The following is a 15,472-nucleotide window of genomic DNA, read 5'->3' on the forward strand; positions in this document are numbered from 1 at the left end:
AGATGATTGCTTTATATTGTTAAAGAACGTTGCGACGTTGTCGCTAGGGATGCGTATAATACATCCTTAATTTTTCGAGTCAACACTTAATTTTAAACTTTCTTTTTAGACCGTTTTAAACCGAAGTTTTACTTAACTCTCCGTCACTTTGTTCAGCGCTTTTCATTGCTGCCCGCCGTGTCAGTGGATGCGCATTATAGGGATGCGAAGAATTAACGCAAGCACTTTTTGAAGGTTTTTTTGATTATTTTCAAATTAGTACAATAACCATACAAATAAAGGGCTGCAGAGGGGTTTTAGCTCAAAAAGCAGTCATTTATGTGAGGATAAAATGGCATAGAAAAAGCGACATACATTAAATTAGCTATGTCGCTTTTTATTTTTATAAGGCGGATTAGTTAGTAGAAATTTCCCAAACAGCGATTGAACCCGAAATTTCATTACCAACAACTAGCAATGCTTCATTCGTTGCACTTTGTTCTGCAGGTATAAATGCCATACCTTCAGGAGCAAGATCACCTGTTATATCTGCATCAGCTTCTAGGCCACGATTAAAAAAGTAATCTTGGAATGTCACATTGTATGGATTAGTAATATCAAACACCATAATGCCCCCCATACGCTCTAAACCAATAAATGCAAATGTACGTTCGCCAATCGTACCCAGTGCTAACGCTTCTGGTTCTGCACCTTTGTCATCAGAGCGACTATCACCGTCATTTTCATCTTCGTTATTATTGAATGCTGCTCCGTGAACTGATGCAGTAATGCGTGAGATTTGATCGCCAGAGTCAAAAACCACCATGCCGTTACTATCCCAAATGGTAAAAGAGCGGGCACCATATGCATAGAGTGATTCATATTCGCCATTATTATCTTCATCACCTTTAACAGTGGTCACTTTTAAACGGCCAATATCACTGTTGTCATTGTTCAGGTAGTCAAAATTGCTTGCCAGTGTTAAGTCTTTAGCTCTGGTTTCATCTATATATGATAAACAACCATCATCTTCATCGTAATCAAGACCACCTTTTGCTAAACAATCAGCTTCGTCGGTTGTATCAAAGAAGTATTCTCGTGCATCACCTTCGTTCGCTGTGACAATAAAGTTAGCACCTTTCCAGGTAAAGCTTGAAATAGTATCTGGTTGATACATGCCATAGAGACCAGGGTACGATTTAAAGTTAACGCCACCGTCTTTATCAGATGCATCAAAAAGTAAATTAGACCAATCCTTAAAACCTAAGCCTTTAAGCTCGAGGCTATTATCTTCAAGGTTGACGATAGCAAGGGCGTTATTTTCTTGTAGTGACACGTAGGCAAACTTATTGTCTTTCGAAACGCTGATGTATTCAGGTTCTAAATCCATAGCTACGGTTGTATTAATCAAGTTACCGTTGATTGTTCGACCTGTCGGGTTAGCAAATACAATCCCAAGTTCTTCAAGCTCTGCTTGTTTGTCGTTATAAGCTGAAAAAGTAAGGCTAATAGCAGTATCTGCAATTACACCATTATTGATATTAATAATGCTGATAGAGCCTTCAGGGTCAATACTGTAATCACCATTAGGTTCGCCTTCATTTGCAACCAATACTTTATTGCCATCATGGCTAAAAGTAACCATGTCGGGCAGGGCACCTACAGTGACATTTTTAATAAACTGAGGCTCGTCGCCACTAATATCATAAAATGCGATTAAACCGGCATCACCGGTATTACTTGCAGCCATTGCAACGGCTAAAAGTTCATTATTAGCATCAATAGCGATACTGTTTGCATCGCCCACACTGTGCTCATTAAGTGCAAGGGTAATCTCTGAGCTTAAATTAGTGCCGTTTATTACCCCTTCGTTATCTTTAACTAAAGCTGCACGGTCAAAGCTATCGGCTTTCATGATATTAACGACCGCAGAATCACCGGAACTATTGATAGCAAATATTCGTTGTTTAGATGCTTGGTAAGCAACAATTTCCGCAGCACCTTCAGGGCTTTCTGCGTTCAGCACTGCACGGCCGATAAGATTTATAGTTAAAGCAGCGTTTGCATCTGTACCACTTGTTCCGTCAGTTCCGTTTGCACCATCGGTGCCATTTACCCCATCAGTTCCATTAGTACCATTTTGACCTGCAGGACCTTGTTCACCTTGTAGGCCGTCTTTGCCGTCGTCACCGTCTAATGAGCAGCCAGAAAGAATGGTTAAAAGTGATAGCGCAATAATTGATCTTTTTAACATTATTATTTTTCCTTGGAGTTGTATTGAGGCAATTACAACACGCAGGCATTACAACTATATGGCACTTTTATGAGAACAAAATTTAGTCATAAAAAAAGCGAGTATAAACTCGCTTTTTATTTATAAATTAGTAGGGTAGCTCATTACTTTTTAGTTGGGCGCTTCCAACCAGTAAGGTTACGTTGTTTACCACGAGCGACTGCAAGCTGCTCATCTTCAACAGTATTAGTGATAACAGAGCCTGCGCCAATCGTTGCCATTGAGCCAATATTAACAGGGGCTACCAGTGATGAGTTAGAACCGATAAAGGCATTATCACCAATAATGGTTTTTGATTTATTTACGCCATCATAGTTACAAGTAATAGTACCTGCGCCAATATTAACTTTTTCGCCAACTTCAGTGTCGCCTAAGTAGGTTAGGTGATTTGCTTTTGAGCCTTTGCCTAAGCGAGTCTTTTTCATCTCAACGAAGTTACCAATGTGTGAGTCTTCTTCCATAATCGCACCAGGGCGAAGACGGGCATATGGGCCTAAAGTACATTTAGCAGCAACACTGGCTTCTTCAACAAGTGAGTTAGCCTTAATAACAACGTTATCGCCGATAGTACAATCTTTAAGTACGCAATTTGGCCCAATTTGTACGTTATTACCAAGCGTTACTTTACCTTCGAAAATAACATTAACGTCGATCAGTACGTCTTCGCCAGTCGTTACTTCACCACGTACATCAATACGAGCAGGATCAGCAAGTGTTGCGCCGTTTAGCATTAGCTCTTCTGCTTGCCATGCTTGGTATGCACGTTCAAGCGCTGAAAGTTGTACGCGATTATTAGCACCTTCAACTTCCATCGGATGCTCAGGCTGTGCAGAAGTAATTTCAACACCTTCACTGTGTGCCATCGCCACAATATCTGTTAAGTAATATTCACCTTGGGCGTTATTGTTAGATAGGTTACCTAACCAGCGTTTAAGTAGCGCACCATTAGCAGCCATAATACCGGTATTGATTTCTTTAATCGCAAGTTGCTCAGGTGAAGCATCTTTTTGTTCGATAATACCTACTAGCTTGCCATTTTCACGGATCATTCGGCCATAACCTGATGGGTCATCTAAGGTAACCGTTAACACCGCTAAACCTTTTTCTGGAGTCACAGCAAGTAGTTTTTCTAAGGTCGCGCGTTTTGTTAGTGGCACATCACCATAGAGAATTAATACGGTGTCATCATCGGCAATGTGTTCTTTAGCAACAGCAACAGCATGACCCGTACCGAGTTGCTCTTCTTGTAATACCCAGTTTACTTGGTTGTGCGATAGGGCTTCTTGAAGCTGCTCACGGCCATGACCGTAAACAAGATTTGTTTCACGAGCGCCAAGGGCAGTGGCATTATCGATAACGTGCTGCACCATAGGTTTACCAGCAACTTTGTGTAATACCTTAGGTAGAGCAGAGCGCATACGGGTGCCTTTACCCGCAGCAAGAATAACGGTAGTCAGAGACATTAAAACAATATCCTTCTTTCTTTGTTTTAGGTGTGCAATATTTTGTGAGTTCTGGAAAACATACAAAGTTGTGTAAGTCACATCATGTGTAAATACTCAATCCTAATGTGTTGGACTGAACCTTGAATGAAACAGCTATTCACTATTAATTTACACTATTGTAGCGAGCTTTGATGAAGGATATAAGTATAAATATAAAGTAGGGCGCTAAGCGGTGAATTTTAGACACAAAAAAGCCCACATTAAGTGGGCTTTTCGAAAACCGAGTAGGCTTACTTTTTACGTAATTGTTGAATTACGCGAAGTTGAGCGATTGCTTCAGCAAGTTGCACTGCAGCTTGTTGATAATCTAACTCAGCAGTTGACGTATTCGCCATTTGCTCTTCAGCATCACGTTTAGCTTTTTCAGCCGCTTGCTCGTCTAGGTCTTCACCACGTACTGCAGTATCTGCAAGAATCGTGATGCGATCCGGTTGAACTTCTAGCGTGCCGCCAGCAATATACATCACGTCTTCGTGACCAAATTGCTTAACTAAACGTACCATACCAGGTTTTAGGGCAGTTAATAATGGAGCGTGGCCATAGTTAACACCAAGGTCACCTTCACTACCACTCACTTGAATCGATTCAACCAGACCAGAGAACAAGCTCTCTTCTGCGCTTACTACGTCAAGATGTACAGTCATAGCCGCCATACTACCCTCCTAATTACATGCTTTTGGCTTTTTCTTGAGCTTCTTCAATAGAGCCAACCATGTAGAACGCTTGCTCTGGCATATCATCAAACTCACCGTTTAAGATACCTTTGAAGCCAGCAATTGTGTCTTTAAGTGACACGTATTTACCAGGCGCGCCTGTGAATACTTCAGCAACGAAGAACGGCTGAGATAGGAAACGCTGGATTTTACGTGCACGAGATACAACTTGCTTATCTTCGTCAGAAAGCTCGTCCATACCTAGGATTGCGATGATGTCTTTAAGTTCTTTATAACGTTGAAGAACTGTTTGAACGCCACGCGCTGTATCGTAGTGTTCTTGACCGATTACTAGTGGGTCAAGTTGACGTGAAGATGAATCAAGTGGGTCTACCGCAGGGTAGATACCAAGTGAAGCGATATCACGAGAAAGTACTACTGTTGCATCTAAGTGAGCAAACGTTGTTGCTGGAGATGGGTCAGTTAAGTCATCCGCAGGTACGTATACCGCTTGGATTGAAGTGATTGAACCCGTCTTAGTAGATGCGATACGCTCTTGAAGTACACCCATTTCTTCAGCAAGAGTTGGTTGGTAACCTACTGCTGAAGGCATACGACCTAGAAGTGCTGATACCTCTGTACCCGCTAGAGTATAACGGTAGATGTTATCAACGAAGAAAAGTACGTCACGACCTTCGTCACGGAACTTCTCAGCCATAGTAAGACCAGTTAACGCTACGCGTAAACGGTTACCCGGTGGCTCATTCATTTGACCGTATACTAGAGATACTTTATCTAGTACGTTTGAGTCGTTCATCTCATGGTAGAAGTCATTACCCTCACGAGTACGCTCACCAACACCTGCGAATACTGAGTAACCGCTGTGCTCGATTGCGATGTTACGGATAAGTTCCATCATGTTTACGGTTTTACCAACACCGGCACCACCGAATAGACCAACTTTACCACCTTTAGCGAATGGACATACAAGGTCGATTACCTTGATACCAGTCTCTAAAAGTTCTACTGAACTTGATTGTTCTTCATAAGAAGGTGCTGCACGGTGAATAGACATACGCTCTTCTTCACCAATTGGACCAGCTTCATCAATAGGGTTACCTAATACGTCCATGATACGACCTAGTGTCTTCGTACCTACTGGAACGTGGATTGGCTGACCTGTACCTTCTACTGCAGTACCACGACGTAAACCGTCAGTAGTACCAAGTGCGATACCACGTACCACACCGCCACCTAGCTGTTGTTGAACTTCTAAAGTTAAACCAGCTAAGTCGCCATCTGTTACTTTTAGTGCGTCATATACGGCTGGCACGTTGTCTTGTGGAAATTCGATATCCACAACGGCGCCGATAATTTGGACGACCTTACCTAAACTCATGTCTATTCCTCTCATTAAACTTTGCCGAAGCGTTAAACTGCTGCCGAACCGCCAACAATCTCACTAATTTCTTGTGTGATTGCAGCTTGACGAGCCTTGTTATAAACAAGCTGTAACTCATCCATAAGGTCGCCAGCGTTATCAGTTGCAGCTTTCATTGCAACCATACGGGCAGCCTGTTCAGAGGCAGCGTTCTCAACTACACCTTGGTATACTTGAGACTCAATAAAGCGTACTAACAGAGCTTCTAAAATCGCTTCTGGGTTTGGCTCATATAAGTAATCCCAAGAATGTTGAGATACTTCTTCTTCAGCTTTTGGCAAAGGGAGTAACTGATCGATTGTTGGCTCTTGCTTCATAGTATTAACGAACTTGTTAAATACTACGTATAAGCGGTCAATTTTACCTTCAGAGTATGCATCTAGCATTGTCTTTACAGGACCAATAACGTCTTGTAGTGAAGGTGTATCTCCTAAGTTCGCTTTTTTAGCGACTAACTTACCGCCAAAACGTTGGAAAAAGCCAGCTGCTTTGCTACCTAAAGTAGTAAATTCAGCTTCAACGCCTTTTTCTTTCCACGCTTTAACATCTAGGGCAACTTTTTTGAACTCGTTTGAGTTCAAGCCACCACATAGACCACGGTCAGTAGAGATAACAATATAACCAACTCGTTTTACTTCACGCTCTTCTAAGAAAGGGTGAGTAAAATCAAGATTTGCTTGAGCAACACGACCAATCACTTGGCGTAAGTTTTCAGCGTATGGACGGCTTGACGCCACACGTTCCTGCGCTTTTTTCATTTTAGACGCAGCAACCATTTCCATTGCGCTGGTGATCTTTTGAGTATTCTTGATACTCCCGATCTTGCTTTTAATCTCTTTTCCGCTGGCCATGACTCTCTCTCCGAATCAGGTGGGCTTTAGTTGCCTAAAGCTCACCATTCATAACTAAATTACCAAGTTTGCGTCGACTTGAACTTCTCTAGAAGTTCTTTAAGTTGAGCTTCAATCTCAGCGTTGTAGTTACCAGTTTCATTGATTTGAGCCATTAGCTCTGCGTATGTGCTGTTTGCATAAGAAATTAGGCCAGCTTCGAAATCCATGATTTTCGCGATTTCGATGTCTTTTAGGTAGCCTTTTTCAGCAGCAAATAGCGACAGAGACATTTCAGCAACAGACATTGGTGCGTACTGTTTCTGCTTCATTAGCTCTGTTACGCGCTCACCATGCTCTAATTGAGCACGTGTTGCATCGTCAAGGTCAGACGCGAACTGCGAGAACGCAGCTAATTCACGGTACTGAGCTAACGCTAGACGGATACCACCACCTAGTTTCTTAACGATTTTAGTTTGCGCTGCACCACCAACACGAGATACCGAGATACCAGCGTTAACAGCTGGACGGATACCTGAGTTGAATAAGTCAGTTTCTAAGAAGATCTGACCATCGGTGATAGAGATAACGTTTGTCGGTACGAACGCAGAAACGTCGCCGCCTTGAGTTTCAATGATTGGCAATGCCGTCAATGAACCTGTTTTACCTTTCACTTCACCATTAGTGAACTTCTCAACGTAATCAGCGTTTACACGTGATGCACGCTCTAGAAGACGTGAGTGAAGGTAGAATACGTCACCTGGGTATGCTTCACGGCCTGGTGGACGCTTAAGTAGTAATGAGATTTGACGGTAAGCAACAGCTTGCTTAGATAAATCATCATATACGATTAGCGCGTCTTCACCACGGTCACGGAAGTATTCACCCATAGTACAACCAGAGAATGGTGCTAGGTACTGAAGTGCCGCAGATTCAGAAGCAGATGCAACAACAACAATCGTGTTTTCTAATGCACCGTGCTCTTCTAATTTACGTACTACGTTAGCGATAGTAGATGCTTTTTGACCAACTGCAACGTACACACACTTAACGCCTGTACCTTTTTGGTTGATGATAGCATCGATTGCTAATGCAGTTTTACCAGTTTGGCGGTCACCGATCACAAGCTCACGTTGACCACGACCTACTGGGATCATCGCATCGATAGATTTATAACCAGTTTGTACTGGCTCATCTACTGATTGACGTTCGATAACGCCTGGTGCGATTTTCTCAACAGGTTCAAAACCGTCGTTATCTAAAGCGCCTTTACCGTCGATAGGTGCACCTAGTGTGTTAACAACACGACCAAGTAGACCACGACCAACAGGAACCTCTAGGATACGACCAGTTGATTTAACTTTTACGCCTTCTTTAAGGTCAGCGTAAGGACCCATTACTACAGCACCTACTGAGTCACGCTCAAGGTTTAGTGCGATAGCATAACGGTTGCCAGGAAGCTCGATCATCTCACCTTGCATACAGTCAGCAAGACCGTGGATGCGGATGATACCGTCAGTAACAGATACGATAGTACCTTCGTTACGAGCTTCACTTACAACTTCGAACTGCTCAATACGTTGTTTGATCAGATCTGAAATTTCAGTGGAATTAAGTTGCATGCTCTTTTTCCCAATTACGATTGTAGTGATGTAGCTAAGCGGGCTAATTTGCCACGTACTGAGCCGTCGATTACAGTGTCACCCGCCTTAATGATAAGACCGCCAACAACTGTAGTATCTTCACTACAATTCAGCTTAACTTTGCGTGCGAAACGTTTTTCAAGTGCCGCTACCAATGTTGCTTGCTGCTCAGCAGCAAGCGGTGTTGCAGAAATCACGTCAACGTCGATTTCTTTGTCGTAGTCCGCTTTAAATTCAGCGAATAACTCAGCAACAGCAGGCAGTGCAACTAAACGTCCATTTTCAGCCATCACCTTGATTAGGTTCTGACCTTGTTCGTTGAGCTGCTCTGCACAGATCTTGATAAACAGATCTGCTTGTTCAGTAGCAGTAGGCAATCCAGCTAGCGCGGCAGCGGCTTGCTCATTGCTGGCAACATGGCCAGCAAAGAACAGCATGTCGTTCCAACTTTCAACAGTGCCTTTTTCAACGGCAAGTTCAAAAGCCGCTTTAGCGTATGGGCGAGCGATAGTAGCCAATTCAGACATGCTCATACCCTCCTAATTACAGCTCAGCGACAAGTTTTTCAACGATGTCACTGTGTGCGGCTTGATTGATTTCGCGCTCTAAAATCTTCTCAGCACCAACCACTGCCAGCGTCGCTACTTGTTTACGTAGTTCTTCTGTTACACGGTTACGCTCTGCTTCGATTTCAGAGTGCCCTTGAGCAATAATTTTTTCACGCTCTTGTTGACCACGAACAGTTTCTTCGTCAACGATTAGCGTGGCACGCTTTTTAGCTTGTTCAATGATATCAGCCGCTTGAGCTTTTGCCTCTTTAAGCTGCTCAGCAGCTTTCTTTTGCGCAAGTTCTAAGTCTTTTTCGGCTCTATCAGAGGCAGCTAAACCATCTTCGATTTTCTTCTGGCGAGCTTCAATTGCACCATTTAGTGGTGGCCATACGTATTTCATACAGAAAAGTACGAAAACCGTAAATGCAATTAATTCACCGATAAGAGTGGCTGTTAAGTTCACGACCGCTCCTCCTTAAAATAGTAAGCTGTTCAAAAAATAATATTAAAGTACGAACAACAATACCATTGCGATACCAACACCGATCATAGCTACGGCATCGATTAGACCAGCAAGGATGAACATCTTAACTTGTAATGAAGGTGCAAGTTCAGGTTGACGAGCACAAGCTTCTAGGAATTTACCACCCATGTTACCGAAGCCGATTGCAGTACCGATTGCACCGAAGCCGATAAGTAGAGCAACAGCGATATACTTAAGACCTAATACTAGTTCCATTTTTTTCTCCAAAGTTTCAATTGTAAATTAAAATTAAATTTTAAAAGTGTAAAAAATTAGTGATTATCTGAGCTTGCCATGCTTAGGTATACGATTGTAAGCATCATGAATACGAATGCTTGCAGTACGATTACTAAGATGTGGAATACAGCCCAAATAAAGTGCAACGGTAGTTGCATTAAACCAACTGCGCCGATCAAGATGAAAATCAACTCACCAGCATATAAGTTACCGAATAAACGCAGTGCTAACGAGAACGGCTTAGCAACTAAAGCGATTGTTTCTAGTAATAAGTTACATGGGATTAAGAACACCATTGCTAGCTTGTTATTAGAGCTAAACGGGTGAAGCGTTAATTCAGCTAAGAATCCGCCAATCCCTTTGATTTTGATTGCGTAACCGATCATCAGAATGAATACACCAATAGCAAGTGCAGCAGTCATGTTAATGTCTGTTGTAGGTACAATCTTCATGTAAACGTCGTGAGAATCCATACCAAATGCTTGCTCGCCAACGAAGCCAGCGAATGCAGGTAGGAAATCAACCGGAATCAAGTCCATTAAGTTCATTAAGAACACCCAAACGAAAATCGTTAGAGCTAATGGAGCGATTAATGCGCTTTTACCGTGGTATGTGTCACGTACGTTGTCGCCAACGAACTCAACGATCATTTCAATGAAACACTGAAATTTACCAGGTACACCGGTATTTGCTTTCTTAGCGGCACTACGGAAGATCCATAAAAATACAAGACCTAGACCGATTGACCATGCGAGGGTATCTATATTCCATGTCCAGAAACCACTGTCTGCACACGCTTTGTTGAAGGCAAGACCAGCGTCGGTCGAGCACATCTTAGCGTTAGTTAAGTGGTGCTGAATATGGCTTGATAGAGTTACTTCTTCTGCAGCCATGTTATATCCCAAAAGTTAATGATTAAAAAAAACGGGCGCAAACAATCCGCTAAATAACACCAATACATAAACACAGAAAAACGGTAATAAAACGACCGTGTAAGACTTCAGTATCAGTGCAAACAAAACGATTGTTAGCATAAATTTTAATCCGTTGCCGCGCTTTAGCGAGGCATACACTTGATTTACTCGACTTGCACCCATATAACGGAATGCATAGACAGCAAATACAAAATTAGGGAGTAGTGCAACAGCTCCGCCAGCAAGCGCTGACTGGCCGGCATTGACTCCCCAACCTATAAAAACAATTACTGCAGCGATTAATGCTACGATACCCTGAAGACAAATTAATTTAAATGCGGCAAGCCTATACGGCCTTGCTAACCTATTAGTCACGTTTTGTTAACCTTTAGAACGTTAAATTGTCAGGGTATGAAAACTGGCGAAATTATACTGATTCCTACCAGTTTTGCAACTTGAGTCGACCCTTTGTAGTGCAAAAACACCACAAATGTCTCTTTTTGGACATGTTATTAATTAATGACGGGAATAGTCTTAATTTATACGGCTTAAAATGCCATCCAACTCATCAAGAGTTGTATAAGAGATAACCAGTTTGCCTTTGCCTTTTTTATTGTAGTTTATTTCTACTTTGGCGCCTAAATTTTCAGCAAGTTTTTGTTCTAACTGTTTGACATCTGGATCTTTTTCTTGCACTTCTTTTTTCGGGGCTGGTTCTAAGATAGAGCGAACTAATTTCTCAGTTTCACGAACAGTCAACGCTTTAGCAACCGCTAATCTAGCAGCATCTGACTGCGCTTCGCCTTCAAGTGCCAATAAACAACGTGCATGACCCATTTCGATGTCGCCATGCTCTAACAAGATTTTAACATCTTCGTTAAGATTATTTAGGCGTAGTAAATTAGTCACAGTCGTACGCGATTTACCAACAGCTTCGGCGACTTGTTGATGAGTGAGTTCAAATTCGTTAAGTAAACGATTCAATGCAATCGCTTCTTCCATCGCGTTTAGGTCTTCACGTTGGATATTTTCAATCAATGCGATTGCAACGGCTGCTTCATCTGGCACATCTTTGATGATACATGGAACAGCATCTAATTTTGCAAGTTGAGCAGCACGCCAACGACGTTCACCAGCAATAATTTCATATTTGTCTGCACCAATTTGGCGCACAACAATTGGCTGAATGATGCCTTGAGCACGAATTGAGCTGGCTAACTCTTCTAGCGCTTCTTCAGACATGTCTTTACGCGGTTGATATTTACCCGATTGTAAAAACTCAATCGCTAACTTTTGCAGCTCACCTTTGCTTTGCTCTGCAACAACTTCAGAGACTTGCTCTGGTGTTGCTGTCGCTTGTTGCTGATTATTTGCACTTGGGGCAGGTTTTGATGAACTTAATAAAGCGTCGAGTCCTCGGCCTAAACCGCGTTTTTTAGCAGACATGTTATTTTTTTACCTCGAAGTTAGGCTACTGCTGAAGATGTTTTCTCTTTTCTACGTAACATTTCGCCGGCTAGGGCTAAGTAAGCTTTAGCACCACTTGATGCACGGTCATAATACATGGCAGGGGCACCAAAACTCGGCGCTTCTGCTAAACGGACATTACGTGGGATAACGGTACGATATACTTTATCGCCAAAATGTTGTTTGAGTTGTTCTGATACATCATTTGCAAGGCGATTGCGCGGATCATACATGGTGCGCAAAATCCCTTCAATTGTTAACGCTGGATTTACTAGCTTAGATAGCTGAGTAATGGTATCCATTAATGCCGTTAAACCTTCAAGGGCATAATATTCACATTGCATCGGAACTAAAATCGAATCTGCGGCAGCCATAGCATTAACTGTAAGCATGTTAAGTGAAGGCGGGCAGTCGATAAAAATGAAATCGTATTGGTCTTGAATTTGTTCAAGCGCATTACGTAAACGCACTTCACGAGCAAACAATTCCATTAGTTTAACTTCAGCGGCAGTCACATCGCCATTTGCAGCAATTAAGTGATACTCACCTGAGGTTTCTTTATTGATCACTTCATCGATTGGTGTTTCTTCAATCAATAAATCGTAAATAGTCGCAACATCACCGTATTTATCGACACCACTACCCATGGTAGCGTTTCCTTGCGGATCAAGATCGATTAATAACACTTTACGCTTCGTCGCGGCCATCGATGCCGCGAGATTCACAGCGGTGGTTGTTTTACCAACACCACCTTTTTGGTTTGCTAATGCGATGACTTTTGCCACAGTGCTCTGATCCCTAGTCTTTAGATAGAATGATTAGATGTCTTTGCGCATCTAACTCAGGTACTTCCAAGCTGATTTTTTCATCAAACTTAATACCTTTAGGTAATGAGTCTAGTTCTTCGCTTGGAAATACGCCTTTTAAGGCGATAAATTTACCTGAATGATCAATCAAGTGCGCACACCAGTCAACCATATCTTGTAAAGAGGCGAATGCACGACTTAATACACCATCTAATTTAACACTTGGTTGATATTCTTCAACTCTAGACTGCACTGGGGTTACATTTTCAAGACCAAGTGCATGTTTTACCTGCATCAAAAAGCGTACGCGTTTACCTAAACTATCTAACAATACAAATTGTGTATCAGGTAAAGCGATGGCTAATACGATACCCGGTAAACCAGGACCCGTACCTACATCAATGTAATGTTTGCCTTTAAGGTGTGGTGCAACAACTAAGCTATCCATAATATGTTTAACCATCATTTCTTCAGGTAAACGAACAGAGGTTAAGTTATACGCTTTGTTCCACTTGTCTAATAATTCAACATATTGCACAAGTTGTTGTTGCTGTTTTTCTGTTAGCGTAATATCAGTTTGCGCTAACAGCGAAGTTAATTGTTGTTGTAACACTGTATTCCTCACCAACTACGCAGTCTTGCGCAGTAAGCCTTGCTTTTTCAGATAGACTAATAATAGCGAAATAGCAGCAGGGGTGATACCTGAAATACGTGACGCTTGGCCAATTGTATCTGGACGACTATCAGTAAGCTTTGCGATAACCTCATTTGATAAACCAGAAACAGTTGAATAATCAAAGTCTTTTGGTAATACAGTTTGTTCATGACGTAGCTGCTTATTGATCTCATCTTGCTGACGAGCAATATAGCCTGCGTACTTAGTATGGATCTCAACTTGCTCAAGTGCAGCCTGGTTATCAAACTCAGAACCTAAACCATCGATTGCCATTAAGTCGTTATAACGAATTTCAGGACGACGGATCAGATCTTCAAGGCTCGCTTCACGAGTCAGTGGTGTTTTTAATAATGCATTTACTTGATCAACAGCAACGTGATCTTTGTGGATCCATGTTTCTTTTAAACGTTGCGTTTCTTTTTCGATGATTTCCATTTTTTCGTTAAATGCAGCCCAACGAGCATCGTCAACTAAGCCAAGTTCACGGCCTTTTTCAGTTAAACGAATGTCGGCATTATCTTCACGAAGTAATAAACGGTATTCAGCACGGCTAGTAAACATACGGTACGGTTCTTTAGTACCTAATGTTGCTAGGTCGTCAATGAGTACACCTGTGTATGCTTCATCACGACGAGGTGTCCAAGACTCTTTGCCTTGTACTTGTAATGCGGCGTTCATACCCGCAATTAAACCTTGTGCGCCTGCTTCTTCGTAACCGGTTGTACCATTGATTTGGCCTGCGAAGAATAAACCATTAATAAACTTAGTTTCTAATGATTGCTTTAAGTCGCGCGGATCAAAGAAGTCATACTCAATCGCATAACCAGGACGACAAATGTGTGCATTTTCAAAACCAGTGATTGATTGCACAATTTCAAGTTGTACATCAAACGGTAAACTCGTTGAAATACCATTTGGATATAATTCGTATGATGTTAAACCTTCAGGCTCAACAAAGATTTGATGTTTGTCTTTATCAGCAAAACGTACGATCTTATCTTCGATTGAAGGGCAGTAACGTGGACCAATACCTTCAATTACACCTGAATACATAGGTGAGCGATGTAAGTTATTGCGGATCACATCATGTGTTTTTTCATTTGTATAAGTGATGTAACACGGGATCTGCTGTGGGTGATCCGATTGTTTACCCATAAATGAGAATACAGGTGTTGGGGTATCACCTGGCTGTTCTTGCATCTTGCTAAAATCAACAGTACGCGCATCAATACGAGGAGGTGTGCCTGTTTTTAAGCGATCAACACGGAAAGGTAATTCACGTAATCGCTCTGCAAGTGCAATTGAAGGTGGATCGCCAGCACGACCACCTTTGAAGTTCTCTAAACCAATATGGATCTGACCACCTAAGAAAGTACCTACGGTAAGAACCACTGAAGGCGCGCTAAAACGTAGACCCATTTGCGTTACAACACCGATTACTCGATCACCTTCAACGATTAGATCGTCACATGATTGTTGGAAGATCTTTAAGTTTTCTTGATGTTGTAAAGTGTGTTGAATAGCTGCTTTATACAAAGCACGGTCAGCTTGAGCACGTGTAGCACGTACTGCAGGGCCTTTAGATGAGTTTAAAGTACGAAATTGAATACCGCCTTTATCAATAGCCTGAGCCATTGCACCACCAAGTGCATCGATCTCTTTAACTAAATGGCCTTTACCAATACCGCCAATTGCCGGATTACAAGACATTTGACCAAGGGTATCCATATTATGAGTTAGCAATAGGGTATTCATGCCCATGCGAGCAGATGCTAATGCAGCTTCAGTACCTGCATGTCCACCACCTACAACAATAACATCAAAACGTTCGTGAAAAATCATTTATGGGATCCTACTTAATCGACCAGCAAAACTTTGTAAAGGGAGCGTATTCTACCTAGAAATTTAGAGAAGATAAATGATTAAACAGTGCTCAAGATCTAAGTGGGTGATC

At 42.0% G+C, this 15,472-nt stretch carries 15 protein-coding genes; all 15 read right to left on the minus strand.

The window, feature by feature from the left end; genetic code table 11:
• Nucleotides 1–394: 394 nt before the first annotated feature.
• Nucleotides 395–2,233, minus strand: a complete 1,839-nt coding sequence (locus WA256_RS18255) for a choice-of-anchor I family protein (protein WP_335992787.1) — start codon at nucleotides 2,231–2,233, stop codon at nucleotides 395–397.
• A 143-nt stretch (nucleotides 2,234–2,376) separates the two neighbouring features.
• Nucleotides 2,377–3,735, minus strand: coding sequence for a bifunctional UDP-N-acetylglucosamine diphosphorylase/glucosamine-1-phosphate N-acetyltransferase GlmU (gene glmU / locus WA256_RS18260; RefSeq protein ID WP_335992788.1), 1,359 nt, complete (start codon nucleotides 3,733–3,735; stop codon nucleotides 2,377–2,379).
• Between the two features lie 272 nt (nucleotides 3,736–4,007).
• Nucleotides 4,008–4,430, minus strand: a complete 423-nt coding sequence (locus tag WA256_RS18265; RefSeq protein WP_054554812.1) for a F0F1 ATP synthase subunit epsilon — start codon at nucleotides 4,428–4,430, stop codon at nucleotides 4,008–4,010.
• Nucleotides 4,431–4,443: 13 nt separating this feature from the next.
• Nucleotides 4,444–5,829, minus strand: coding sequence for a F0F1 ATP synthase subunit beta (gene atpD / locus WA256_RS18270; RefSeq protein ID WP_054554811.1), 1,386 nt, complete (start codon nucleotides 5,827–5,829; stop codon nucleotides 4,444–4,446).
• 32 nt (nucleotides 5,830–5,861) lie between these two features.
• Nucleotides 5,862–6,722, minus strand: a complete 861-nt coding sequence (atpG, locus tag WA256_RS18275) for a F0F1 ATP synthase subunit gamma (RefSeq protein ID WP_054554810.1) — start codon at nucleotides 6,720–6,722, stop codon at nucleotides 5,862–5,864.
• 59 nt (nucleotides 6,723–6,781) lie between these two features.
• On the minus strand, nucleotides 6,782–8,323 hold the full coding sequence (gene atpA, locus WA256_RS18280) for a F0F1 ATP synthase subunit alpha (protein ID WP_054554809.1): 1,542 nt from the start codon (nucleotides 8,321–8,323) through the stop codon (nucleotides 6,782–6,784).
• A gap of 14 nt (nucleotides 8,324–8,337) precedes the next feature.
• A complete protein-coding gene (gene atpH, locus WA256_RS18285; RefSeq protein ID WP_054554808.1) occupies nucleotides 8,338–8,871 on the minus strand; it encodes a F0F1 ATP synthase subunit delta in 534 nt (177 codons plus the stop codon).
• Between the two features lie 16 nt (nucleotides 8,872–8,887).
• The gene (gene atpF / locus WA256_RS18290) at nucleotides 8,888–9,358 is read right to left on the minus strand and encodes a F0F1 ATP synthase subunit B (protein WP_054554807.1); all 471 of its coding nucleotides are present in this window, start codon (nucleotides 9,356–9,358) and stop codon (nucleotides 8,888–8,890) included.
• A 42-nt stretch (nucleotides 9,359–9,400) separates the two neighbouring features.
• A complete protein-coding gene (atpE, locus tag WA256_RS18295) occupies nucleotides 9,401–9,634 on the minus strand; it encodes a F0F1 ATP synthase subunit C (RefSeq protein ID WP_004335261.1) in 234 nt (77 codons plus the stop codon).
• Between the two features lie 56 nt (nucleotides 9,635–9,690).
• Complete coding sequence (atpB, locus tag WA256_RS18300; protein WP_054554806.1) at nucleotides 9,691–10,548, minus strand: F0F1 ATP synthase subunit A; 858 nt, start codon at nucleotides 10,546–10,548, stop codon at nucleotides 9,691–9,693.
• Between the two features lie 15 nt (nucleotides 10,549–10,563).
• Nucleotides 10,564–10,944, minus strand: coding sequence for an ATP synthase subunit I (locus tag WA256_RS18305; protein WP_054554805.1), 381 nt, complete (start codon nucleotides 10,942–10,944; stop codon nucleotides 10,564–10,566).
• Nucleotides 10,945–11,103: 159 nt separating this feature from the next.
• The gene (locus tag WA256_RS18310; protein ID WP_054554804.1) at nucleotides 11,104–12,015 is read right to left on the minus strand and encodes a ParB/RepB/Spo0J family partition protein; all 912 of its coding nucleotides are present in this window, start codon (nucleotides 12,013–12,015) and stop codon (nucleotides 11,104–11,106) included.
• Nucleotides 12,016–12,035: 20 nt separating this feature from the next.
• Nucleotides 12,036–12,821 carry a ParA family protein gene (locus WA256_RS18315; RefSeq protein ID WP_054554803.1) on the minus strand — a complete coding sequence of 262 codons (786 nt, stop codon included), beginning with the start codon at nucleotides 12,819–12,821 and terminating at the stop codon, nucleotides 12,036–12,038.
• A 13-nt stretch (nucleotides 12,822–12,834) separates the two neighbouring features.
• The gene (rsmG, locus tag WA256_RS18320; protein ID WP_335992789.1) at nucleotides 12,835–13,455 is read right to left on the minus strand and encodes a 16S rRNA (guanine(527)-N(7))-methyltransferase RsmG; all 621 of its coding nucleotides are present in this window, start codon (nucleotides 13,453–13,455) and stop codon (nucleotides 12,835–12,837) included.
• A 15-nt stretch (nucleotides 13,456–13,470) separates the two neighbouring features.
• The gene (mnmG, locus tag WA256_RS18325; protein ID WP_054554801.1) at nucleotides 13,471–15,360 is read right to left on the minus strand and encodes a tRNA uridine-5-carboxymethylaminomethyl(34) synthesis enzyme MnmG; all 1,890 of its coding nucleotides are present in this window, start codon (nucleotides 15,358–15,360) and stop codon (nucleotides 13,471–13,473) included.
• Nucleotides 15,361–15,472 lie beyond the last annotated feature (112 nt).

The sequence above is a fragment of the Pseudoalteromonas sp. CH_XMU1449-3 genome, assembly GCF_037027245.1.
Taxonomy (GTDB): Bacteria; Pseudomonadota; Gammaproteobacteria; order Enterobacterales; family Alteromonadaceae; genus Pseudoalteromonas; species Pseudoalteromonas shioyasakiensis.

What these genes read in the sequence shown, in the direction of transcription:
- glmU (WP_335992788.1), bottom strand. Translation starts at nt 3,735, where the DNA reads ATGTCTCTGACTACCGTTATTCTTGCTGCGGGTAAAGGCACCCGTATG.
- atpE (WP_004335261.1), bottom strand. Translation starts at nt 9,634, where the DNA reads ATGGAACTAGTATTAGGTCTTAAGTATATCGCTGTTGCTCTACTTATC.
- atpH (WP_054554808.1), bottom strand. Translation starts at nt 8,871, where the DNA reads ATGTCTGAATTGGCTACTATCGCTCGCCCATACGCTAAAGCGGCTTTT.
- atpB (WP_054554806.1), bottom strand. Translation starts at nt 10,548, where the DNA reads ATGGCTGCAGAAGAAGTAACTCTATCAAGCCATATTCAGCACCACTTA.
- WA256_RS18310 (WP_054554804.1), bottom strand. Translation starts at nt 12,015, where the DNA reads ATGTCTGCTAAAAAACGCGGTTTAGGCCGAGGACTCGACGCTTTATTA.
- mnmG (WP_054554801.1), bottom strand. Translation starts at nt 15,360, where the DNA reads ATGATTTTTCACGAACGTTTTGATGTTATTGTTGTAGGTGGTGGACAT.
- atpA (WP_054554809.1), bottom strand. Translation starts at nt 8,323, where the DNA reads ATGCAACTTAATTCCACTGAAATTTCAGATCTGATCAAACAACGTATT.
- WA256_RS18265 (WP_054554812.1), bottom strand. Translation starts at nt 4,430, where the DNA reads ATGGCGGCTATGACTGTACATCTTGACGTAGTAAGCGCAGAAGAGAGC.
- atpG (WP_054554810.1), bottom strand. Translation starts at nt 6,722, where the DNA reads ATGGCCAGCGGAAAAGAGATTAAAAGCAAGATCGGGAGTATCAAGAAT.
- WA256_RS18255 (WP_335992787.1), bottom strand. Translation starts at nt 2,233, where the DNA reads ATGTTAAAAAGATCAATTATTGCGCTATCACTTTTAACCATTCTTTCT.
- atpD (WP_054554811.1), bottom strand. Translation starts at nt 5,829, where the DNA reads ATGAGTTTAGGTAAGGTCGTCCAAATTATCGGCGCCGTTGTGGATATC.